Origin of the sequence: Exiguobacterium sp. Helios, assembly GCF_014524545.1 — a bacterium.
Lineage (GTDB): Bacteria > Bacillota > Bacilli > Exiguobacteriales > Exiguobacteriaceae > Exiguobacterium_A.
This window is the reverse complement of record NZ_CP053557.1, coordinates 1,218,727-1,241,344: the sequence shown is the minus strand read 5'-3', so window position 1 is coordinate 1,241,344 and position 22,618 is coordinate 1,218,727. Positions and strand designations below refer to the sequence as shown.

The following is a 22,618-nucleotide window of genomic DNA, read 5'->3' as shown; positions in this document are numbered from 1 at the left end:
ACATGCCCTATTTCACTTTATTCATGGCTCTCTTTTTTATCTCGACATCTGCAATTTTTGTTAAATGGGCCGAAACCCCGATCGAAGCCGTCGCTTTTTTCCGGATGTTGTTTTCGACGCTCTTGCTGTTACCGTTGATTCATCTGAAAGAATTACTTAGTCTCAGTTCAACGACAATCCGACATATGATTTTAAGCGGAATTCTCTTAGCCGGTCATTTTTGGCTGTGGTTCCTGTCCCTTGATTATACGACAGTTGCCAGCTCGACGCTCTTCGTAACCGCGAGTCCGATTTTCGTTTTGATCGGGAACGCTGTCTTCTTTAAACAACACCCGTCACGAAAAGCCCTCTTTTTCGTCGGTGTCGCGTTGCTCGGCGGCGGACTTGTCGCTTATGGTGATATCGCGGTCGGTCCAAGAGCGCTGATTGGAGACGGACTGGCCCTGCTCGCGACGATCCTTGTCGCCGGTTACTGGCTGCTCGGTCAGCACGTCCGGACGAGTGTCTCGACGAATACGTATTCGTTCGGTGTCTATGCCGTGTCTTCCGTCGTCTTGTTACTGTTCTCGCTCATTCAGTCCGTCAATCTGGTCGCTTCTTTCCAAATCGATTGGCGCATCTATATTTTACTCGCTGTCTTCCCGACGCTGCTTGGTCACAACCTGTTTAACTGGGCCTTGTCGCGTGTCAGTGCCAGTATCGTCAGCATTACGATTCTCGGTGAAGCCGTCTGGGGCATGATTTTCGGTTATTTCCTGTTCCAGGAATCGTTGACTTGGATTCAAATTACCGGTGCCGCCTTACTTCTCATCGGAATCGGTCTGTTCCTCCGGCGGAATGAACGGGATATCCGGGAACAATTCGCCAAACAAAATGCCGCGACGACGGCGGAATAAAAAATAAATACCAGTCAGCAGTCTTCTGTTAGAAGATTGTCTGACTGGTATTTTTTAATTCGTCGGATCTTCCGGACGGACTTTCGGCAGACGGAATGTCATGAAAAAGGCGAGGATGGCGCAGATAAGTCCGCCAATGAAGACGAGATGCAACCCATTTGCCAGTGCCTGCTCCGCTGCTGTCTGAACATCCGTTCCATAACGCGATGCGGTACCGGATTGAAAAAACGGATCAATCGAATAGCCGTTCAATAGTTTTGAGTCGGAAAAGGCCTGGATGATCGAGACGTTAAATAACGTCCCGAAGATCGCCACACCAAGCGTTTGACCGGTCGTACTCAAAAATGAGTTGACGGCAGTCGCCGATCCACGGAGTGACCAGTCGACCGATGTCTGCAAGACAACCATGAAGACCGGTTGCGCCAGTCCAAAACCGATTCCAATCAACGAAACAGCCAAATAAATGAAAACGTCACTTGATTCCCGTCCGATTCCGATTAAAATTGCCATTCCGATGACGAGTAATCCCATTCCGGTCATCGTCCGGTAGCGTGGTGAGGCGATGCCAATCGTACGTCCGCCAACGATTGCCGTCAGTGTCCAAAACAACGATAAGGGCATCAGCATGAAGCCGGCTTCGGTCGGACTTTTCCCGAGAACGCCTTGCGCAAAAATCGGGATATATGCCGACATCGAGACAAGTACCCAGGCAGAAAAGAAGACGGCCAGATTGATGACGAGAATGACGGGGTGACGGATGACCGCAGGTGGCAATAATGGGTCAGCTGCTTTTTTCTCGACCCGGTAAAACCAAAACAACAGGACCAGACTGACCGCAAAACTGATTAAAATCAGCGGTTCGGCAAAGGATTCAGTTTCACTTCCCGAAAGTAACCCGTACAGTAAGGCACTCATCCCGGTCGCAAATAAAATCGCTCCCCGGTAATCAATCTTACGTGACGTTTCGGTAACATTTTCTTTATAAAACAGGACAATCATAATAAAGGAAATCAAAGCAAACGGAACATTCAACAAAAAGATATAGCGCCATGATAACGTCTCGACTAAAAACCCGCCGACCAGCGGACCGGCAACACCGGAGATTCCCCAAACTGCACTTAAAACGCCTTGGATTTTCCCGCGTTCCTCGTATGTATACAAATCCCCGATAATCGTCATCGCAATCGGCAGGACGGCTCCGGCCCCAATTCCTTGCGCGGCACGGAACAGAATCAGCGTTTCCATCGTTTGCGCCAGTCCACACGCAAGCGATGCGACCGTGAAAACTCCGATTCCAAACAACAGGACTCGTTTTCTTCCGTACAAATCTGCCATCTTTCCGTAAATCGGTGTCGATACCGCCATGAACAGTAAGAATCCGGCAAAAATCCAACTGACGAGTTTAGCACCGTTTAACTCACTCGCCATGACGGGCGTTGCCGTCGCAACAATCGTTCCTTCAATCGCTGCCAAAAATGTAGCTAATAATAAGGCAATCGTGACATTTTTCCTCAAGACACTCAGCTCGCTTTCTGTGTTTGTACCATTCTCTTATCATACAGTGAATGACCGGACTTCTAAAAGGAGATGCTTATCAAGCAGGAATCAAGGGAACAATAGGGAATGATAAAGATTAGAGAATGAGTCATCAATTGAATGGAGGAGTATGACATGTTACGAAAAACTGCTTTGATTACAGGTGCTTCCGGTGGGATCGGTCTTGATTTGGCCGTATTGGCGGCACGCGACGGGTTTGATTGTGTGTTGATTGCCCGCAACGAAAAGAAACTGACCGAGCTGAAACATGTTCTTGAAAAACGTTACCAAATCAAGGCGTACACATTCGCTGTCGATCTCTCACAAGCAGACAGCGTCTCCCGTGTGCTCAGTTTCCTCGAGGAACATGAACTGACGGTTGATTTATTGTTCAACAATGCCGGCTTTGCGACATCAGGCCGTTTCGCGGAAATCGATCCGTCAGAAGATTTAAATTCGATTCACGTCAACGTCGTCGCCTTGACGGAACTGACAAAACGTTTAGTACCGGGCATGCTTGATCGCGGATTCGGCCGTATCCTGAACGTTGCCTCTGTTGCCGCCTTCATGCCGGGACCGTATATGAGCGTCTACTATGCCACTAAAGCGTATGTCTTATCGTTGTCCGAAGCACTCGCTTCCGAGCTCGACGGTTCAGGTGTCACGGTCACCTGCCTTTGCCCGGGACCAACGGATACGAACTTCTTTGATCGTGCCCAAATCACATTACCTTTTAAAAGCATGCCGTCTCACCTCGTCGCCTTTGCCGGATACCGGGGAACGTTAAAAGGAAAACGTGTCGTCGTACCGGGAGCAAGTAACCGCGCCATGGTGACGTTCGCTAAACTGTTGCCCCGCCGTCTCCTAACGGAAGTGACTGGACGAATTCAAAATCCGGATCAGCAACAACAAGAGACACCGGTCGAAGAATTCGCTGTTTCCAACTAATCCGAACACAGAAAAGACGTCCATCCTTTCCTTTCCGGAAAGCGATGGACGTCTTGTTTCGTTTAATTTGGTTTCGGACGATGAAAATGGTCCGTCATCCATTTTTGAACGTTTTTCGGAATGGAGGTATAACGGTACACGTACCGAAGCGTGACAGCGCCCGTCACCATGACGAGGTAACCACTCGACAGGACTAACAACCAGGCGACGATCGACAGGAACAATTCTTTCTCAAAAAAGAGATGTCCGACCAGTCCGCCTTCGACGGAAGTAATCAGCATCGCTCCGGGGAAAATGGCTGCTGCCAGTAAATAAAATCCTGCATAACGCCCCCGAACCGTTCCCTTCAACAATAAGATACTTCCAAATGCCAGACCCAAACCCGCAATAAGTAACAACCCGACGAGATACGTTATGGACAGCGGCGAACTAAGCATCACGCTTCACTCCAATCGAATGGGATTACTTATCATGTACCCTCATTTCCATCAAACGAGTGCAAAATCCGCAAAAAAATCGGATACAACAACCAGATGAAGACGGCATTTGAAACGCCGTGTACTAAATCAAACAGACCTCCCGTCAAGAGCAGTGTCCAAAACGCTTCTCGCGAAAAATCGGTAAAAATCAGAAAACCTAAATTGCTGATCCAGCCATAAAAAAAACCTGCCGCCAGTCCATAGATGGTTAAGACCCATCTCGTTCGCATACCCGGTAAGACACAGAGAAGACTGACGACCATGTACGCCACGATTTGGAATAACACAAAGGGACCGCTTCCTAAAAATAAACTCGTCAAGACGACAACGAGCATCCCGACGATTGTACCGGAAATCGGTCCTATACAGGCTGCAACCAAGAGAATCAGTGCAGTCGCCGGCTGGACATTCGGAATACTTGCAAAAATCAGCCTTCCGACAATCGCCGCTGCCGTGACCAGTGCGATGAACCGAAGCATCGACTCTGAAATCGGACGTTTCTCGAAACAAAGAACAATTAAACTGATGAGGAGGACTGCTGCGCCGATCAGTTCCATTCGTACAACCTGCTTTGCTCGATGAACAGCGACGCCGGACCATCAAAGGCAATCTCGCCCTGGACAAGATACACGACACGGGTCGCACAAAAAATCAGGTCGGGATCGTGTGTAGCAAGAATAATCAACTTGTCCGGATGATGTAGCATGGTTTGAATAAAATCAGAGCGTTGCTGATTGGTTAAACCCGCCGTCGGTTCATCAAAATAACAGGCTTCTTCCGTCCAGGCAAGCCGTTCCATCAATTGTTGTTTTTGCTCGGAAAAAGTAGCGGCCGGCTTGTCGAGGACAGGTGCCAAGGCCGGATGTGCCGGAACATAACATTTTTCCCCGGTTCGCTTGACCTTGCCGTAAAGCGGCCGGTCAACACCGAGTAACAGACGTAACAAAGTTGATTTCCCACTTCCGTTGGCCCCAATCAAGGCTACCCGTTCTCCTAACCGAAACGACATCTGTTCGACCAGCAAAGCGTATTTTGACTGCAACGGATAGCGGTGCCGGATGCGTGACATCTCGTCGATGACCCTTCCTTTGACCGGTCCCGTTCCGCTCTGCTGTTTTAGTCGTGGTTGGTGTACCATGGAATAAGTGATGTGACAGGAAAAACGGCGCTCGATTTCCTCAAACAACAGCATCAAGCGGTTTTTACGGACTTGATCTAAAAATAAAAATGGTTCCGCCAAGAAAATCCGTTCCGGTAAACCAGACAATGTATAGCCGAGCGAAACGAGTTGCTGTTCTCCCGATGACAGTTCACTTGTCTCCCGGTCAAAAAAAGCTTCTAAGCCAAGTAATGTCGCCAGTTCACCTGCGACAAATAAACTGGTTGTCGCTAACATATCGCGGACACGCCCATGCAACAGACGGTCCGGATGAATCACTTCGGCTCCAACTGCCTGAGCCAGTTGTTCCAACCGTTCAAGTGAACTTTCTTCGTCGGTAATGATGGTAGGCATCCCGTATTCCTCCTTTTGAGAACATCACTAATCCGGGTAAAACTAACGCTGACACGACCGCAACAGGAGACCAGAATGCGATGTACATGCCTGTAATCACAAGTCCGATCAACAGATCAGAACGCGTCAAGCGACGTAACGGACTTGGGACTGCTTCAACAGGTAACAGATGATACAACGCAACCCGTTCCATCTTTTCTGCCACTGGTTGTTTGGCGTGGCTCATCTTCACTTCCGGCCACGTACGGAGCAACGAGGGGATGATAGCCAGGACCATCCCCGTTAAGCGCGTCAGTCGCGGTAAAATTCGGAATAACGGACCCATTTGCTCGAGCCGGACCAAGGTAAAAGTCAGTTGACTCGATGTCACGAATAGGGCAACCGTCAGACCGGTCAGCCAAATCCCGTATGGATCAACGGACGCACCGACGAGCAGAGGGGCATACATCATTCCGATATAAATCAGAGGTAACGTCAGGTAACGCAGGACGCTCCATTGCCGAATCCATGCAAAAAACAATAATTGTCCGGTCAAAACAATCAGCATGCTGACATGCGTCTGTAAAAAGAACGGGACCGATAACATCGCCACTAAAAAAAGAGCGACATTCAGTGGATGAAGTCGCTCCCGTTCCGCCTTACTGAAAATAAGCCATTGCATCTTTTTCAAATCGCCATTCCAGACGGTCGCCGTCTTTTAGTTCGTACGCCCCTGCCCCGACTTGTGCCGGTTTGTCATTGACGCCAAATACCCAGCCACTGCTTGCTCCGGCTGATTTTTCACGGATACCGTCAACGGCCGTTACGTATGCCATTTCACCCTTACCGGTTTTGACGACCGGAAGATCCGTTTCTTCTAGCGCATCAAGCGCCGTCTCAGATGCTTTGAGACACATGTCTTTTTCATATAATGTCTTATCATTCGCATGATTGACGACCGATACTTCGACCGAACGTTCACATGCCTTAGTTTCAGCAGTTTGGTCTGTCGGTTGTTCCGCACATCCTGCAAGCAGGAAAATGCCACTCATCAATATCCATTTTTTCATCGTACGACTCCTTTGCGTCTTGAGGTCTCAAAACTGTAATTGTATAAAAGTATTTTTTTCTCCCGTAACGATTGTCCATCGGAGCGAAGATATGTCAACCGAATCGCGTTGGCTAACACATCTTCTCCGGTATTGACATACGGGATCAATTCGCCTTGATCGTTAATCAACAGGACCGTAGCATCCTGTAAGCTGAACGTTTCGTACAGACCATCCAAATCCATCTCGGCATACGGTGTCTTCGATTCATGGAGAATCTGCTTGATGGATAAAGTCTTCAACATTTGAAACGAGGTCGAGGCATCGATCAATTTTTGATAGTAGGACTCGAGCGAACGGGTCAATACTTCTTCCCGGGGACGGTACGTCAATGTACCGGTCACTTCCTGATAGGTCACTTCGTACCGGATGAAACGCTTCGGACTTTTCGCGATCAACTCAAATGTTGCATTCCGCAGGTTGCCACCCTGGTCAAACAACAATTGACTTTGTTCCAGTCGCAGCGAGTCGTCTCCGATCCGACGGTCGATGTGCGTCATCAGCGTATCAAAAGATTCGTCCGTAATCGTGACCTGACCCATTTGTTGCGTCTCTTCCCGGAGCGTAAACGTATCGAACGGTCCCAGGATGAGCTGAAGCAGGAAAAAAAGAAAACCGAATAAGGCCATATAGCGTTTGTACCGGGAATTTTTTTTCGGATGCAGAACAATTAGAAATAAGATAATTCCCAGCGGCAACTGAATATCATAGACAGGGAACGATACCGCTCCTAAACATGCATAAAAAACGAATTTCAAATAAAGATATTGTTCCTTTTCCGTCCGTTTTTCTAAAAAGAAACCAAGAATGATACTTGCTAACAGAAACAGTGACCATTGGATGAGAAAGTCCATGTTGTTTACCCCTTAATCACGACAGATTGATGATCCGTCATGAGGTATGACTCTTCAAATACTTCCCGCGCCTCCGCTTCCAACCGTTGTTCTTGATCGACATACCGTGCAGAAATATGCGTCAACAACAGTTTTTTAGCCTGTGCTTTCAAGGCAATCTCAGCAGCTTGCCTTGCTGTCGAATGACCGAAGCGTCCGGCATGGTCTTGTTCCGAGTCAGCAAATGTCGCCTCATGCACAAGGACATCTACTTCTTGTGCCAAACGGATACTCCCGTCGCACGGCACCGTATCTCCTAACACCGCCAACTTAATGCCCGGCTTCGGGTCTCCAAGAAAATCAGTCGACCGGTGTTCGATCCCCTCAAATACAAACGTTTCCTGCTGTTTGATTTGCCGATAGAGTGGTCCAGAAGGAATGCCTAGTTGTTGTAACGCTTCGACGCGTAAGGCCCCCTTTTCTTCCTGACCTTCAATCCGGTAACCGTACGCCAAAAAGCGATGTTCCAACGCTTCGACGTGAATTTGAAATCCTTCCTGCTCATATGTCTGACCGGCTTCGACTTCAATGATATCGAGCGGATAACGCAGATACGTCCCGGTGACCCGTAATGTCGCCTCCAACCACTCCTTTAATCCTTTTGGTCCATAGATCGTCAACAACGTCGTACCTTCGAGTGCAGCCCGGGTACTGATAAAACCCGGTAGTCCAAAGATATGATCACCGTGCAGATGTGTGATGAAAATCGTACTGACCTTACGCGGTTTGATCGGACTGTGCAACATCTGATGTTGCGTTGCTTCACCGCAATCAAATAACCAGGTCATCTTCGGATGTAACAGTGCGATGGATGAAACATTCCGTTGTTTGGACGGCATCCCGGCACCTGTTCCTAAAAAATAAAATTCCATCTTTTTCCCCTTTTCGTAAAATTAGCAATTTTTATACACAAAATACACCTTTCTCGAGTGGAAGCATGATAAACTGTACCCATACTGATTCGAAAGGTGGTTTTTCCATGACCAAAATCGAACGGACTTATGCACGAATCGTACAAAGTGCCCGGATGTTAAACGAGAACTATCGGCAACAGTATGGGAAATCAATCCAAATTCAAGATATTGCAACAACCTTACTATGTACGGAAGAACTTGTTCTTGAGTCAATGGAATATTTCGAACGTCCACAATTAACTTAATCGTACAACGACAAAGAGTGTACCGCAACGTTGCGGTACACTCTTTTTAGTCTGTCATCATTTATTTGTGATGTAATCGACTAACGTTACGCATAATTCTGCCGTTTTAACAAGTTCTTCAATCGGCATTTTTTCATTTGTCGTATGAATATCTTCGTAACCAACAGCCAAATTGACGGTTGGAATCCCGAAACCGGCAATCACGTTTGCATCTGATCCCCCACCAGAATGCAAGAGACGTGGTGTCCGACCGAGTTGTGTAATCGCGGCTTTTGCCACTTCGACGACTTGATCGCCGTCTTCGAATTTGAAACCAGGATACATGACTTTGACTTCGACTTCCGCACGCCCTCCGAATTCAGCAGCAACGTCTTCGAACGCCGCTTTCATCTTCGCCGTTTGGGCTTCCATTTTAGGTGCAACGAGTGAGCGTGCTTCCGCAAAGATTTCGACGTAGTCACAGACGATATTGGTCGATGGACCACCACCGCTGAAGCGTCCGATATTCGCCGTTGTCTCTTCATCGATCCGGCCGAGCGGCATTTTAGCGATTGCTTTTGCTGCAATCGTGATGGCAGAGATTCCTTTTTCAGGTGCAACACCAGCATGAGCTGTTTTGCCGTAAATTTTTGCATTTACTTTCGCTTGAGTTGGTGCAGCCGTAATGATATCGCCGACTTTACCGTCTGAATCCAAAGCAAAACCGTAGTCTGCATCAATCTTCGATGGATCCAAAACCATCGCACCCACTAAACCGGACTCTTCGCCGACCGTGATGACGAATTGAATTTTCCCATGCGGTTGATTCGTTTCGTTCAAGACATGGACCAGTTCGATTAATGAAGCGAGTCCCGCTTTATCATCTGCCCCAAGAATCGTTGTTCCATCGGTTTTAACATATCCGTCTTCGATGATTGGTTTGATTCCCTGTCCCGGAAAAACCGTATCCATATGGGAAGTGAAATAAATCTTATCGACTCCGTCTTTTGTTGCCGGAAGCGTGATGATCAAGTTGTTTCCTTTATGTTCGGTTTTGGATGAAGCGTCATCTTCGAATACGTCACAGCCGAGTGTCGTAAACGTTTCTTTTAAGTGGGCACAGATTTGTGCTTCCTCTTTTGATTCCGAGTCAATCTGGACCAGTTCTAAAAAGGTATCAAGTACACGTTGCTCATTCACCATGTTGCATTCCTCCTCATTTTTTCAGTTCGACTAGCGCTTTTTTAGTATACCATCTATAGGCAGATTTGCACTTCGCAAGCGTTGTTTGTACAATGGCTATAATCAATCGTTCTATGAAAGGAGTCGTTTTATTATGGCAAAACCATCAAAACAACAACGGATCATCAAATGGACCACGATTACGATTTTAGCAATTTTCTTACTCGGTACTTTTGCGTCGACGATGTTCTACCTCTTCTGATCGACGAATCGTTGCTTCAGTTTCAAATACTGTTCCGCTTCCTGCAACATGTGCAACAGAGCGGACCGGACTTCGAACTCATCGCGTGTCTTCGGTAACGGTGACTCGCGAAATTCTTCGAGTAGACGTTTGAGTTCCATCAAAAATAGTGTCGCGTCGGCATCGGGGCGGACATTGTCGCCAATCGTCCGGAACAGGTCGGCGACTTTTTTTCCTTCTTCTACGACAAGGACTAAATCATCGACGTTGCGGACGATTCCACTTAACAATTCAAACTGTTGTTCGCGCATTCGGAAATACAGATAGTCTTCATCATCATTTCGCCGACCGATGGCATTCCCCATCCGTTTCAAGGAAGCATCCTTCCCCTCTTTCAACAGCCGTTCCGTCTCATGTAGCGTCAGCGAATGTTGGTTGATCCGCCCCGTCTCGATCGCTGCGGCCACTTCGAAGAACAAGGCGGCAATCCGTTGATCGATTTGCAGTCGCCGCTCGGCAATCGTCCGGTCGAGACTCGGCATGTACATATTAACGAGTAATCCGACCCCGACACCAATCAGCAACAAATACAATTCGTTTAAAAAGATGCTGAGGTTTAATTGGCGTGCGACATACAGATGGGTCAGGATGACGACACTTGTGATAAAACCGTCCTGTAGGCGGAGGCGTTGTGTCAGTGGAAGAAATAAAATGAAATAGAGTGCAATGGAAATCGGACGGTATCCGATGACTTCGAAGATCACAAAACCAAGTCCGATCGCGAGAACCGAAGCCATAATCCGTTCATAAGACGAACGGAATGATTTTTTTCTTGTCGCCTGAATGCTCAAAATAGCGATGATGGCTGCAAAAACGTAGTAATCCAGTTGCATCGTTTCCGCAATCCACATCGCCAGTGCCGCTGCGACAGCGGTCTTTAACGTTCGATATCCGATAAACACAGACTTCCCCCCATTCTTTGTTAGGTTACCTATTCTTTACCCAGGTTGTCGATTGATTTTTTTGAAGGACGTGATTTTTTGACTAAACGTACGATTCGCCCTACTCGCCCGGTCCGTCGAACGGGCTCCTTCAAGGGGCTTGTCCTTTTTTTCTTACTCGGTTGCGGATTGTTCCTGTTGTTACGGGATAAACCTCAAACCATTCTTCCTCCGGCTTCCCCATACGTCGCGGAACTCTACCGGGACGGAAAAGTCATCCAGGAAGAAGAATTCGATTCCGTCACCGAAGCGAAAGCATTTATCAACGGACGCCGTGGCGCCATCAAACGGACGTCCGATGAACGGTATCTCTATTTGACCGGAAGCGGGATTGGAATCGTCAATTCAAATCAGACCTTAAGTATTTATTCGGACCGGGCGTTGAAAAAACGACATACGTATGTCGCGCCCGGCAGCCGACTCGCTTTACTTGCCTATACGGATTCGGTCAGTCGGGTCGAGATTGCCGGTCTGACCGGTTATGTCGCTTCGGACCGGTTGACTCTTTATCCGCTCGAACAATCCAGTAATCGGTCCTATTATGAAAAACAAGGCGCGCGTCTCTTGCATTATATCGTCGCCGATGCCGGTCTCGGTGGTTTAATTACGGCCGGTGAAGCACCGGCATCGTTAGACGACCGAACGATGCAGTATGTCGAATCCAAAACGTTGACGCAGGATTTACGGAAACCGACCGCCCTGACAGCAAAGCAACTGGATGCCTACATTAAAAAAAATGCTCCCGACAGTCCTTTGATCGGTACGGGCAAGACGTTTAAGCAAGTCGAACGTACCTATCAAATCAATGCGGCCTATTTACTCGCCCATGCGATTCATGAATCGGATTACGGACGGTCCGACATCGCAAAAGATAAGTTTAATCTCTTTGGAGTCAATGCAACGGATATCGCTCCCGGTCAAAATGCGACGGCCTATACTTCCTTTGAAGACTCGATCCGTCAAACAGGTCGCTTCATCGCCCGTGACTACCTTGCTAAAGACGGGAAATATTACCGCGGTCCGTTTCTTGGAAACAAGGCACGCGGAATGAACGTTTTTTATGCCTCCGATCCGTACTGGAGCGAAAAAATCGCCGGAATCCTCTTGAAAATGAACGCCGTCTAAAACTGACTTATGGTACACTAATGGGCGAGACATCAATCATTTAGGAGTGAATACACATGGAAAAAGTTTTAGTATTTGGTCATAAAAATCCGGACACGGATACGATTGCATCGGCCATCGCCTATGCCGAATTAAAAAAAGAGCTCGGTGTTCATGCTGAAGCCGTTCGTCTTGGTGAAATTAACGGAGAAACACAATTTGCGCTCGATTACTTCAAAGTCGCTCGTCCCCGCCTCGTGACAGAAGTATCAAAAGAAGCACAACACGTCATTCTCGTTGACCACAATGAACGTCAACAAAGTGCCGATGATATCGATGCCGTCAAAGTGATGGAAGTCATCGATCATCACCGGATTGCCAACTTCGAGACGTCTGATCCGCTTTATTACCGGGCAGAACCGGTTGGTTGTACGACGACGATCCTAAACAAAATGTACAAAGAACACGGTGTTGCGATTAAACCGGAAATCGCCGGTCTGATGTTGTCAGCCATCGTTTCCGACTCGTTACTGTTCAAGTCGCCGACATGTACGGAGCAAGACGTCATCGCAGCACGTGAACTCGCGACGATTGCCGGCGTCGATGCCAACGTCTATGGTCTCGATATGTTAAAAGCCGGTGCTGATTTATCAATGAAAACGGTTGATGAGTTGATCGCACTTGATGCAAAAGAGTTTTCGATGGGACCATTCAAAGTCGAAATCGCACAAGCAAACACAGTTGATACGGCAGAAGTTTTGCTTCGTCAAGCAGAACTCGAAACACGGATCGAATCCTTGATTGCTGAAAAAGAATTGGACTTGTACATGTTGCTCGTCACCGATATCTTGACGAACAACTCGGTCGCGCTTGTTCTCGGACCTGAAGCATCACTGGTCGAACGGGCCTTCGGACTTGATGCAACAAATCATCTCCTCTATCTTGAAGGTGTCGTTTCACGGAAAAAACAAGTTGTTCCGGTCTTGACGAATACAGCAGCAGCAGTCGAATAATTTCCGTTTAAAAGAAGGAGTTTACTCCTTCTTTTTTGAATACTTATATTGAATGGTTATTCATTCAGTTTATAAGGGGGTTTTATACATGACAAAAACAGTACTTGTCACCGGCGGCACGAGCGGTATGGGGAAAGCGATGGCCATCGCTTTAAAAGAAGCCGGCTGGAATGTCGTCGTGACCGGACGGAATGCCGAACGGTTGCAACAAACCGATCAGGACTTACAGGCGATTGACGGAAAACACAGTGTCATTCAAATGGACGTTCGGGATCCGGACGCTTGCCTCGCTGCTGTCAATCAAACCCGGCAACAATACGGACAACTTGAAGCACTGATCAATAACGCTGCCGGCAATTTCATCTGTCCGACTGATGAACTTTCGCCAAATGGATGGAAAACAGTCATTGATATCGTCTTGAACGGGACATTCAACTGTTCGCATGCCCTCGTCAAAGGCTGGCAGGAGGACAATGTATCAGGCGGACAAATCTTGAATATCGTCGCCTCATATGCTTGGCAGGCAGGTCCAGGTGTCGCACCGAGTGCCGCTGCAAAAGCCGGCGTCCTGAACCTGACGCGGACACTTGCTGTCGAATGGGGTTACAAATACGGGGCCCGGATCAATGCCATCAGTCCCGGACCGATTGAACGGACCGGTGGAGCCGATAAACTCGCCATGTCTCCGGAACATGCGGAACGGATTCGGCGGAACGTCCCGCTCGGACGATTCGGGACACCGGAAGAAATCGCCGGTCTTGCGACTTGGATGCTGTCCGATCAGGCGAGCTACTTAAATGGGGAATGTATCGCCCTCGACGGTGGACATTGGTTAAATAAACAACCGTTTTGATGCTTTTCTCAGTCTTCCGTCTCCACGACGGGAGACTTTTTAAATTATTTTCTGTCCGCCCCTTCTTATTTTTCCATTTAGCTATGTTTATCAATCATTTTTTTAGGAAAATAGTAATACAGATAGTTATGAGTAAGGAGGATATAGAAATGGGAATCGCTTTTATGTGGGGGGCAATCGCAGGAGGGGCTGTCGTCATCGGGGCATTAATCGGTTTGTTCATCCCTCTTAAACAACGGTTGATCGGGTATGTGATGTCGTTTGGAACGGGCATTTTAATCGGGGCGGCGACGTTTGAATTATTGGATGAAGCCTTAAACAAATCCACGACGATGGTTGTCGGTGTGTCCTTTATCGTCGGTTCACTCGTGTTCACCGGTTTTGACATGTTCGTTTCCTCCCGTGGTGCCAGTAAACGAAAACGATCGTCCGGCGGTAACGAAGGTACAGGAACGGCCATCTTCTTCGGGACGATTCTGGATGCGATTCCGGAATCGATCATGATCGGTGCCAGTTTGTTATCCGGAAATGTCAGCGCCGCTCTTGTCGCAGCGATTTTTGTCAGTAACATCCCGGAAGGTCTGTCGAGTACAACCGGCTTACAAAAAGACGGCTTCTCGAAGAAGAAAATTCTTGTCATGTGGGGAATCGTCTGGTTGATTTCCGCACTTGCCTCCCTTGCCGGTTATTCCATTTTAGCGGAATTACCGGATATGCAGTTTGCGATGATCGGTGCCTTTGCAAGCGGCGGTATCATTGCCATGCTCGCTTCGACGATGATGCCGGAAGCCCATGAAGAGGGCGGTGCGATTGTAGGTCTGTTCGCTTCACTTGGTCTGATTACAGCTGTCATCTTAAGTTAACGAACAGGGATCCGTTCCATTTGGAGCGGATCCCTGTTTCGTTCTAGTTACCGACCTTCCCATTCCTGTTTGAACCGTTCGACGAATTCCAGCATATACTGGTGACGATCTTCAGCGATGATTTTCGCCGTCTTCGTGTTCATCAACTCTTTTAAGCGGAATAATTTTTCATCGAAATGGTGTAAGGCACTCGTCTTTCCCGTCCGGTCACCCGGCTCGCGGGGAACGAGTCCCGGCACATACATCGGTTCCTTGAATTGACCGGCAAATTGAAATGTCCGGGCGATACCGATGGCGCCAATCGCATCCAATCGGTCTGCATCCTGGACAATCTTCCCTTCAATCGTCTTCATCGGCGGACGGTCACCCCTTTTAAATGACAAGCTGTTGATGATGTCGAGAATATACAGGCGGTCCTGTTCCGATACGAGTGGCCGTAGATGCTGATCGACGCTGTCACTCGTTCCGCCGAGCTTACTGTCGGCTACATCGTGCAGTAGGGCGGCGAGTTCAATAATCTGAACATCGCCTCCTTCGATTTCGGCAATCCGTAACGCCATCGTCCGGACCCGTTCGATGTGGGCAAAGTCATGACCGGAAAAATCATTTGCATGGAATCTCTCGACAAATTTTTTGGTTTCTTCATACAACGTAACATCACCCTTTCAAAAAACGCCGACTCGTTTAATCGAGTCGACGCTTTTCATCATAATACTTTTTCGAGGAATTTTTTTGCCCGATCCGTTTTCGGATGGTCAAACAGTTCCACCGGACTGCCCTCTTCCATCAAAATACCCTCATCCAGGAACAGGACACGATCTGCGACTTCTTTTGCGAAGCCCATTTCGTGCGTAACGATGACCATCGTCATTCCGCTTTCGGCGAGCTGTTTCATGACATCCAGTACTTCGTTGACCATTTCCGGATCAAGGGCCGATGTCGGCTCGTCAAACAGCATGACATTTGGTTCCATCGCCAGCGCCCGGGCAATGGCGACCCGTTGTTTTTGACCGCCTGACAGCTGGTTCGGGAAGTTGTCCCGTTTTTCGGCCAAACCGACCCGATCAAGCAACACTTCCGCCCGCTTGACAGCCGCGTCTTTTGAAAGACCTAACACGTTGATTGGTGCGTAAATCAGGTTATCGAGCACAGACTTATGCGGGAAAAGATTAAACTGTTGGAAGACCATACCGATGTTTTGACGCGCTTTCGCGATATTCGCTTTTGGTTTCGTCAGTTCAAATCCATCGACATTAATCGTCCCGCTTGTAGGCTGTTCCAACAGATTGATACAACGTAAAAACGTTGATTTACCGGATCCCGACGGACCGATGACGGCAACCACTTCTCCGCGTCCGACCGTCGTCGTGATCCCTTTTAAGACTTCTAATTTTCCAAACTGCTTATACAGATCAGTCACTTGAATCATAGGTTCCATCTGATTAACCACTCTTTCTCATAGCTTTTTCGACTTGTTGACCAATCAAGGACAATCCCATGACAAGTACGAAATAGACGAACCCCGCAAACAATAACGGTTCAAAATACAAGGCTTTTTCTCCACCGACGACCTGTGCCCGGCGCATGACATCGAGTACACCAACCGTCGAAATCAAAGCGGATTCTTTTGTTAAGGTGATCAATTCATTCATGATGGCCGGTAAGATGTTTTTAAATGCTTGCGGCAAGATGATCGACCGTAACTGTTTCATGTAAGGAATCCCGAGGGCATCCGCAGCTTCCCATTGTCCCCGGTCGACCGCTTGAATTCCGGCCCGGATAATCTCCGAGATATAGGCACCGGAGTTTAGGGAAAAGGCGATGATGGCGGATTGATAGCCTGTTGTTACATACCCTGTCAACTGCGGCAATCCAAAATGAATGATCGCCAGTTGCAAGATCAATGGTGTTCCGCGGAAGACTGCCGTATAGGCATGACCTAGGAATCGAAGAAACATACTTTTTGTAATCTTCAGCGCTGCGACTACGATTCCGATCAGCATCCCGGCAATTGCTGCGACGATGACGACTTGAAACAGAACCGGAATTCCTTGCAGAATATATGGGATTGAATCTTGAATCTTTGTAAAGTCTATCATAACCAATCTCCTAACGTCGCACAAAAGGGATGAGGTTACCCCCACCCCTATGCACTACTCTTATTTTGCTTCTTTTTGGAACCATTCTTCTGCGAGTTTGTCGATGTCTCCGTTGTCGATCATCTTCTTCAACTCTTTGTTGAAGTCGTCACGCATCTTGTCTCCTTTTTTGAAGGCGACAGCAGAACCGGTTGGTCCGTCTTCCTTGATTTCGTATGTCTTCAATGACTCGTCTTGATCCATATATTTGACGGCGACGGCGTCTTCAATGATCAGCGCGTCGATCCGGCCTGTGTTCAATTCTTGAATGATTTCTGGAATCTTGTTTAACGAGACCGCTTCACTGTCTTTGTACCGGTCTTTCGCTAATGCTTCCTGGATTGATCCGAGCTGGACACCTACTTTCTTGCCTTTTAATTCATCATCTGCCGCGATCGCTTTATCCTTCGTCATGACAAGGTTTTTTGACTGGAAGTAGATATCCGTAAAATCGGCATTTTTCTTCCGCTCGTCTGTCGGCGTCATACCTGCCATGACGAAATCAACACGTCCTGCACTGAGTGCTCCGAGCAGGCTTCCGAACTCCATGTCTTCGATTTTCAACTCGTAACCGAGATTTTTTGTGACTTCTTTGGCGATTGCTACATCAAACCCGACGATGTCATCACCTTTCGCTGTATCGATATACTCGAACGGGAAGTAATCCGCTGATGTTCCCATCGTCAATACTTTATCGTTCTTCTTCGTCGTGTCGCCTTTTGATTCCTCCGAGGCCCCACATGCTGCCATCGTGACTGCGAGAATTCCTGCCATTGCCGTTGCTACTAGTTTCTTCATCAATAAATTCCCCTTCCAACGCTCAATTGTCAGAACTTTAACAATAGTATGACTTATGTTTTTTTCTAATTCAATACTAAAAAGTTCGACCTGATTTATTGCTTTTAGAATATACGAATATTTATTCATTGTAAAGCATAAAAATATGAAAATAGTGCATAAAACCTGAATTTATTCGCTTTCTTTGATCAATACTTTTTTGTTATCGCTTACATTTATTTTTGTTTTATTTCTGTTCAAACAAAAAAAGACCAACGTTTTCACGTTAGCCTCTTTTTCACTGTTACGCGTAGATTTCAATCAATGACTCTAACTTTTCGACGACTTCTTCTGCAGTAAACGATTCGATGTCAAACCGTTCGACCATCGACAGGATGTTTCCATCTTGCATCAATGCGAATGATGGCGATGATGGCGGATATCCTTCGAAGTATTCACGCGCCCGATCTGTTGCTTCCCGGTCTTGCCCTGCAAATACCGTCACGAAATGATCCGGTTTTACACCTTCCATCCGGTTGATGTAAGCGGCAGCCGGACGAGCAATCCCACCGGCACATCCGCACACCGAATTGACGAGGACAAGCGTCAAACCGTCACGCTTCATCGCTTCATCGACGCTCTCGACCGTCGTTAATTCTTCAAAACCAGCAGCTGCTGCTTCTTTACGTGCCGTTTGAACGACATCTTCAAAATACATTTGGAAATCCATTGTATTTGTTTCCCCCTTTAAATCGTTGTCTTCTTTATTGTACGAGTTTCGGTGAAATCTGTCCAAGTCTGCCGCTCAATTCACGTTCTAAATACGGTTTAGCGTGTAACAGGTCTCGGAAAGCGATATACCGGTCAATTTTTTCTTCCGTTGGCTGCTTCGGATTTTTATAAGCCCGAATCAAGATATTTTTCGGCGTGTTTTCTAAATCAATGAACTCAAGCAGTTGCGTATCGTAGCCGACCAATGTCAACAACTCTGCCCGGATGGAATCCGTTGCGAGCGAAGCAAACTTTTCTTGAATCAATCCATGTTGCAGCATGACGTCAAGCGGTGAACAGTCCAGCTGACGGTTCAACTCCTTCTGACAACACGGGACACTGAGAATGACCGATGCATTCCAGTCGACTGCCCGGGCAAGCGCGACATCCGTCGCAACGTCACAAGCATGTAGCGTCACCATTAAATCAACTTCCGTATCCTGGTCGTAATCATGGACATCACCGACACGGAACGATAAATCATCATACCCTAAATCAGCAGCGATGGCTGTACAATCCTCGATGACTTCTTTTTTGAGATCAAGACCGGTGACGTTTAAATCAAATCCCTTGACGATTTTCAAGTAATGATAGAGAGCAAACGTCAGATACGATTTACCGCATCCAAAATCCAAAATCCGTAACGTACGCCCTTGCGGCAATACTGCGATACTGTCTTCGACGAATTCAAGAAAACGATTGATTTGTTTAAACTTATCATATTTTTGACGCTTGACCTGTCCTTCTTCCGTCATTACACCAAGACGAATCAAAAACGGTACCGGCACGCCGTCTTCTAACAAATGGCTTTTCTTTCGATTGTGAGACAGTTCGGCCTTTACCGGTTCCTTGCCTGTCGTCTTCAGTGAAACTTTCATTTTCTTCGAGAGTTGGAACTGGACTTCTTCCGTCTCGAAACGGAATAAAAATTGACGAAATTCGTTAAAATAGTCGTCCATTCGCAAAATAAATTCTTCTATACTTAAATTCTCATGCTTAATGATCCGTTCATGTTGAAACTCTAACTGGATTGCATACGTATCTCTAAGTAGAATCGGTTTTAACTTGATTCGACGCAGATCGTTTGATTTTTGGCGCGGACCACTAATCGTCGCGTGTATGAGTGAAGTTGCCTGCAGTTTTTCAGTGAGCAGGTCTTTTAATTGGTCTAGTTCCACGTATCGTCCCGTCCTTTTTTTGTTTGGTCTTTCGAAACTGTAGCAAATTCACCCGCGTTCGACAAGCAAGCAAGCTTTATTTTTAGTCGTCATACTTAATTTAAAGGAGGAACACAACATGTTCAAAAAAATTCTTTCACAAATCGGCATTGGTGCCGCAACGGTCGATACACGACTCGAACAAGATCACTGTGAACCCGGTGGAACGATTCAAGGAGTCGTTCATATTAAGGGCGGTAACGTCGATCAGGAAATCGCCCGGATTTATCTCGCCTTCAATACCCAGTACAAACAAGAAGTCGGGGACAGCACGGCATTCACGACGTTCACACTGGACCGGTTTGCATTAAATGAAGCCCCGTTTACGATTGAAGCAGACGTCGAACGGGAAATACCGTTTACGCTTCAAGTCCCTTTTAATACACCACTTTCCGTCAGCCAATCGAAGTCGTGGATCGAGACGGGTCTTGATATCGCGCAGGCGGTTGACCCTTCTGACCACGATGCTGTCGTCGTCAAAGCGAATGACTACCAATCGGTCATCCTTGAAGCGATGGAAAACCTCGGATTCCGCCTCAAGAAAGCTGATACAGAGAAATTGCCGGGCCGCTTCCGGAAAGATTTGCCGATCGCGCAGGAACTTGAGTATTCTGCCCGCGGTACTCATTATGCTCACAAGCTGGACGAAATCGAAGTTATCCTGTTGCAAGACCGGTTCGGCATCGACATCGTCGTCCAAATCGACCGCCGTGCCCACAGTCTCGGTTCGCTGTTCAGTGAAATGGCAGGAACCGATGAGACGATGACGAAACTTTCATTATCGAACCAGGACTTAACGAATCCGTCACTCGTGAAACAACGTCTCGCCGATTTGATTGAACACCACAGTTGATTGATGTTTTCTATAGAACAAACACCGGATCCGCTTATCGTCGGATCCGGTGTTTGTATTTCCTTCCTTACTTGGATGATGTCATTTCCATCGTCTGTTCGTACTGCCGTTCAAACGTTTCTTCCGCCCAGCCCATCTGCCAAAACATCAATTCGTAATAACAGCTTCTGACGAAATGTTGTTTCATCCGGACGCGTTCTTGTTCACTCGCCTTCTCTGCCAACTCATTTAACCGGTCAATCTGTTCAAAGACCACCCGCTCGAACCATTCGGAACTGTATGTCGCAATCCATTGCTGATAAATCGGTGAAGCCGGTGTCGCTGCCTGTAACTGTTGTCCAATCTCATAGTAAAGCCAGTAACACGGTAAAATCGCAGCGATGGTCTCCCCAAGCGTCCCTTCACTTGCATGGTGCATATGCGAAATATACGCATATGCGGTCGGTGCTGGTTCAAACTCTGCCAGTGTCTTGTCCGAAATCCCAAGCGGTTCAAAAAACGATTGATGCAGACTGAGTTCTGCAGCATAGGTCGACGTCGCATGTTCCGCGAGTTCGGCAATCGTCGCGAAGTCCTGTGCCTTCGACGCGGCCCGCGCCTGAATTTTCGCGAAATGTTTTAAGTAATAGGCATCCTGTAGGACGTAATGGCGAAATTTTGCTTCTGGTAGTGTTCCATCCGCAATCCCTGTCACGAATGGATGGGTAAAGCTGCTGTCCCAATACCGTTTTGCCGCTTGCCGGATTTCTTCACTGAATGTCATGTTGGTTCCCCCTTTTGTAATCAAAAAACGCCACACCTGATGTCAGGCATGACGTGAAAAGACCATAAAAAGAGGATCGTCCACGCCACTTCCCTCCGTAAGTCCAAACTTAATCAGGTTCAAAGGGTCCGAACGTCTCCGTCGTCTCAGTCAGCCTACTGACTCCCCTAGTGGTCGCTATTTGATTTGTTTTGAGTTTATCATGATTTGATGTGGAATTGACCCATTCTCGTCATTTCACTCCATTTTTTTGTACAATGGAACATGACGGAAGGTGGATGACGGCTCGTCCTTGAGACCGATTCTCTTCTGTCGCCGGTCGATTAGACTAAATTTAGTACCTGATACTTAACTTATGGAGGAACTTTTATGAATAAAACCATGACATGGACCGCTTCGGCATTACTTGCTACTACCTTACTGCTACCGACGACCGCATCTGCTGAACAAGTGGTCGACAAAACAATCGTCACCCTTGGCGAATCACTTGGGGCAAAGGATAAATCGTGGGTCTTGTCCCGTCTGAATGCACCGGAAGGCATTACTCCGATTATTGCAACATCTGCGGATGAAGAAAAATATCTCGGGAAAAACATTCCCCAATCACAACGGGGTGGCGGCATGTACTCTTCCGCTAAAATTGAGTTGGCTGAAAAAGGTGATGGATTATCTGTCGCGACCGAAAACATCACCTGGGTCACAAAAGACATGTACCTCAACGCCCTCGTCACAGCGGGTGTAACGGATGCGGACATTACGATCACGTCCCCGTACAAGGTAACCGGAACTTCGGCTTTGACCGGGATCATGAAAGCGTATGATCAAACATCTGCCGAGACCGGCATCAAACTGACGGATGAACGAAAAGACCTTGCCCAGCAAGAACTCTCTGTGACATCCGATGTCGGGAAAACGGTCGGGACGGATAAAGTCGCCGACTTGATGAATGAAATCAAAGCGGAAATCGCGAAACAACAGCCGGAAACGAAGGTCGAGATTGAAAACGTCATCGTCCAAGTCATCCAAAACAATAACATCAATTTATCCGATGCTCAGATGGACCGGTTGACCGGACTGTTTAATCAAATGGAACAAGCGGACCTGAACTGGGGTCAAATCGAGAGTGGTCTAAAAGATGCCGGACAAGATATCCAGGCCTTCGCGACCTCAGAAGAGACAAAAGGATTTTTTGCGAAGTTGTTTGATGGTCTCAGTGCATTCTTCAACTCGATTGCCGGCTTATTTAAATAAAGATTAACGTTTTCTTTTCTGTCAGGCATGGTAAAATAGATGTATTGAATCGGAAAAGGTGGTGTGGAGACATGGGTTTTGCTGCGTGTAAGCATTGGTT

At 47.4% G+C, this 22,618-nt stretch carries 26 protein-coding genes and 1 riboswitch; of the genes, 9 read left to right on the top strand and 17 right to left on the bottom strand.

Features of this window, described 5'->3' with window-relative positions; translation table 11 throughout:
- Window positions 1-2: 2 nt before the first annotated feature.
- Window positions 3-896: a DMT family transporter gene (locus HNY42_RS06365; protein ID WP_131503081.1), complete on the top strand. Its 894-nt coding sequence runs from the start codon at window positions 3-5 to the stop codon at window positions 894-896.
- A 54-nt stretch (window positions 897-950) separates the two neighbouring features.
- On the opposite strand, the gene HNY42_RS06360 is transcribed toward HNY42_RS06365, so the two are convergent.
- Window positions 951-2,411, bottom strand: coding sequence for an MDR family MFS transporter (locus tag HNY42_RS06360; RefSeq protein WP_131503082.1), 1,461 nt, complete (start codon window positions 2,409-2,411; stop codon window positions 951-953).
- Between the two features lie 156 nt (window positions 2,412-2,567).
- Between HNY42_RS06360 and HNY42_RS06355 the strand changes: the two genes are divergently transcribed.
- Window positions 2,568-3,380 carry an SDR family NAD(P)-dependent oxidoreductase gene (locus HNY42_RS06355; RefSeq protein ID WP_114596296.1) on the top strand — a complete coding sequence of 271 codons (813 nt, stop codon included), beginning with the start codon at window positions 2,568-2,570 and terminating at the stop codon, window positions 3,378-3,380.
- 62 nt (window positions 3,381-3,442) lie between these two features.
- Here the strand turns inward: HNY42_RS06355 and HNY42_RS06350 are convergent, their stop codons facing one another.
- From HNY42_RS06350 to rnz, 7 genes are read right to left on the bottom strand one after another with little or no spacing between them, the layout of a single operon-like run.
- Entirely contained in the window at window positions 3,443-3,817 is a 375-nt protein-coding gene (locus tag HNY42_RS06350; protein ID WP_131973156.1) for a hypothetical protein, read from the bottom strand.
- Window positions 3,818-3,849: 32 nt separating this feature from the next.
- Window positions 3,850-4,416, bottom strand: coding sequence for an ECF transporter S component (locus HNY42_RS06345; RefSeq protein WP_188005271.1), 567 nt, complete (start codon window positions 4,414-4,416; stop codon window positions 3,850-3,852).
- Window positions 4,407-5,372, bottom strand: a complete 966-nt coding sequence (locus HNY42_RS06340) for an ATP-binding cassette domain-containing protein (protein ID WP_188005270.1) — start codon at window positions 5,370-5,372, stop codon at window positions 4,407-4,409. The genes HNY42_RS06345 and HNY42_RS06340 overlap by 10 nt, the downstream gene beginning before the upstream one ends.
- The gene (locus HNY42_RS06335; protein WP_188005269.1) at window positions 5,335-6,033 is read right to left on the bottom strand and encodes a hypothetical protein; all 699 of its coding nucleotides are present in this window, start codon (window positions 6,031-6,033) and stop codon (window positions 5,335-5,337) included. The genes HNY42_RS06340 and HNY42_RS06335 overlap by 38 nt, the downstream gene beginning before the upstream one ends.
- On the bottom strand, window positions 6,011-6,421 hold the full coding sequence (locus HNY42_RS06330; RefSeq protein ID WP_131503087.1) for a DUF4430 domain-containing protein: 411 nt from the start codon (window positions 6,419-6,421) through the stop codon (window positions 6,011-6,013). The genes HNY42_RS06335 and HNY42_RS06330 overlap by 23 nt, the downstream gene beginning before the upstream one ends.
- Window positions 6,418-7,314, bottom strand: a complete 897-nt coding sequence (locus tag HNY42_RS06325) for a hypothetical protein (RefSeq protein ID WP_131503088.1) — start codon at window positions 7,312-7,314, stop codon at window positions 6,418-6,420. Before HNY42_RS06325 ends, HNY42_RS06330 begins: the two co-directional genes overlap by 4 nt.
- 5 nt (window positions 7,315-7,319) lie before the next feature.
- Complete coding sequence (gene rnz / locus HNY42_RS06320) at window positions 7,320-8,225, bottom strand: ribonuclease Z (protein WP_188005268.1); 906 nt, start codon at window positions 8,223-8,225, stop codon at window positions 7,320-7,322.
- A gap of 107 nt (window positions 8,226-8,332) precedes the next feature.
- On the opposite strand from rnz, the gene HNY42_RS06315 reads away from it, so the two are divergent.
- Complete coding sequence (locus HNY42_RS06315; RefSeq protein ID WP_026828866.1) at window positions 8,333-8,512, top strand: hypothetical protein; 180 nt, start codon at window positions 8,333-8,335, stop codon at window positions 8,510-8,512.
- Between the two features lie 57 nt (window positions 8,513-8,569).
- Here the strand turns inward: HNY42_RS06315 and HNY42_RS06310 are convergent, their stop codons facing one another.
- Together HNY42_RS06310 and HNY42_RS06305 are read right to left on the bottom strand one after the other, a co-directional pair.
- Window positions 8,570-9,694: a M20/M25/M40 family metallo-hydrolase gene (locus HNY42_RS06310; protein ID WP_131503091.1), complete on the bottom strand. Its 1,125-nt coding sequence runs from the start codon at window positions 9,692-9,694 to the stop codon at window positions 8,570-8,572.
- Window positions 9,695-9,922: 228 nt separating this feature from the next.
- Entirely contained in the window at window positions 9,923-10,876 is a 954-nt protein-coding gene (locus HNY42_RS06305) for an aromatic acid exporter family protein (RefSeq protein WP_131503092.1), read from the bottom strand.
- A 78-nt stretch (window positions 10,877-10,954) separates the two neighbouring features.
- On the opposite strand from HNY42_RS06305, the gene HNY42_RS06300 reads away from it, so the two are divergent.
- The 4 genes from HNY42_RS06300 to HNY42_RS06285 all read left to right on the top strand — a co-directional run bounded on the left by HNY42_RS06300 (window position 10,955) and on the right by HNY42_RS06285 (window position 14,748).
- Window positions 10,955-12,040, top strand: a complete 1,086-nt coding sequence (locus tag HNY42_RS06300; RefSeq protein ID WP_188005267.1) for an N-acetylglucosaminidase — start codon at window positions 10,955-10,957, stop codon at window positions 12,038-12,040.
- Window positions 12,041-12,096: 56 nt separating this feature from the next.
- Window positions 12,097-13,032, top strand: coding sequence for a manganese-dependent inorganic pyrophosphatase (locus tag HNY42_RS06295; protein WP_131503094.1), 936 nt, complete (start codon window positions 12,097-12,099; stop codon window positions 13,030-13,032).
- A gap of 88 nt (window positions 13,033-13,120) precedes the next feature.
- Window positions 13,121-13,885 (top strand): 2,4-dienoyl-CoA reductase, encoded by a 765-nt coding sequence (gene fadH, locus HNY42_RS06290; RefSeq protein WP_188005266.1) that lies wholly within the window; start codon window positions 13,121-13,123, stop codon window positions 13,883-13,885.
- 149 nt (window positions 13,886-14,034) lie between these two features.
- Window positions 14,035-14,748, top strand: a complete 714-nt coding sequence (locus HNY42_RS06285) for a ZIP family metal transporter (protein WP_131503096.1) — start codon at window positions 14,035-14,037, stop codon at window positions 14,746-14,748.
- 47 nt (window positions 14,749-14,795) lie between these two features.
- Here HNY42_RS06285 and HNY42_RS06280 read toward each other — a convergent pair whose 3' ends face one another.
- From HNY42_RS06280 to HNY42_RS06255, 6 genes are all read right to left on the bottom strand, one after another.
- The gene (locus HNY42_RS06280) at window positions 14,796-15,398 is read right to left on the bottom strand and encodes an HD domain-containing protein (protein WP_188005265.1); all 603 of its coding nucleotides are present in this window, start codon (window positions 15,396-15,398) and stop codon (window positions 14,796-14,798) included.
- A 56-nt stretch (window positions 15,399-15,454) separates the two neighbouring features.
- A complete protein-coding gene (locus HNY42_RS06275; RefSeq protein ID WP_131503185.1) occupies window positions 15,455-16,177 on the bottom strand; it encodes an amino acid ABC transporter ATP-binding protein in 723 nt (240 codons plus the stop codon).
- 13 nt (window positions 16,178-16,190) lie between these two features.
- A complete protein-coding gene (locus HNY42_RS06270; RefSeq protein WP_131503098.1) occupies window positions 16,191-16,847 on the bottom strand; it encodes an amino acid ABC transporter permease in 657 nt (218 codons plus the stop codon).
- 60 nt (window positions 16,848-16,907) lie between these two features.
- Window positions 16,908-17,684: a transporter substrate-binding domain-containing protein gene (locus HNY42_RS06265; protein WP_131503099.1), complete on the bottom strand. Its 777-nt coding sequence runs from the start codon at window positions 17,682-17,684 to the stop codon at window positions 16,908-16,910.
- Window positions 17,685-17,967: 283 nt separating this feature from the next.
- Window positions 17,968-18,393, bottom strand: a complete 426-nt coding sequence (locus tag HNY42_RS06260) for a BrxA/BrxB family bacilliredoxin (RefSeq protein WP_026828877.1) — start codon at window positions 18,391-18,393, stop codon at window positions 17,968-17,970.
- A gap of 34 nt (window positions 18,394-18,427) precedes the next feature.
- Window positions 18,428-19,612, bottom strand: coding sequence for a class I SAM-dependent methyltransferase (locus HNY42_RS06255; protein ID WP_188005264.1), 1,185 nt, complete (start codon window positions 19,610-19,612; stop codon window positions 18,428-18,430).
- A 118-nt stretch (window positions 19,613-19,730) separates the two neighbouring features.
- On the opposite strand from HNY42_RS06255, the gene HNY42_RS06250 reads away from it, so the two are divergent.
- Complete coding sequence (locus tag HNY42_RS06250) at window positions 19,731-20,504, top strand: sporulation protein (RefSeq protein WP_131973163.1); 774 nt, start codon at window positions 19,731-19,733, stop codon at window positions 20,502-20,504.
- A gap of 67 nt (window positions 20,505-20,571) precedes the next feature.
- On the opposite strand, the gene tenA is transcribed toward HNY42_RS06250, so the two are convergent.
- Window positions 20,572-21,267: a thiaminase II gene (gene tenA / locus HNY42_RS06245; RefSeq protein ID WP_131973164.1), complete on the bottom strand. Its 696-nt coding sequence runs from the start codon at window positions 21,265-21,267 to the stop codon at window positions 20,572-20,574.
- A gap of 73 nt (window positions 21,268-21,340) precedes the next feature.
- Window positions 21,341-21,446, bottom strand: a riboswitch (TPP riboswitch).
- A gap of 190 nt (window positions 21,447-21,636) precedes the next feature.
- On the opposite strand from tenA, the gene HNY42_RS06240 reads away from it, so the two are divergent.
- Entirely contained in the window at window positions 21,637-22,518 is an 882-nt protein-coding gene (locus HNY42_RS06240) for a DUF1002 domain-containing protein (RefSeq protein WP_188005263.1), read from the top strand.
- Window positions 22,519-22,618: the final 100 nt, after the last annotated feature.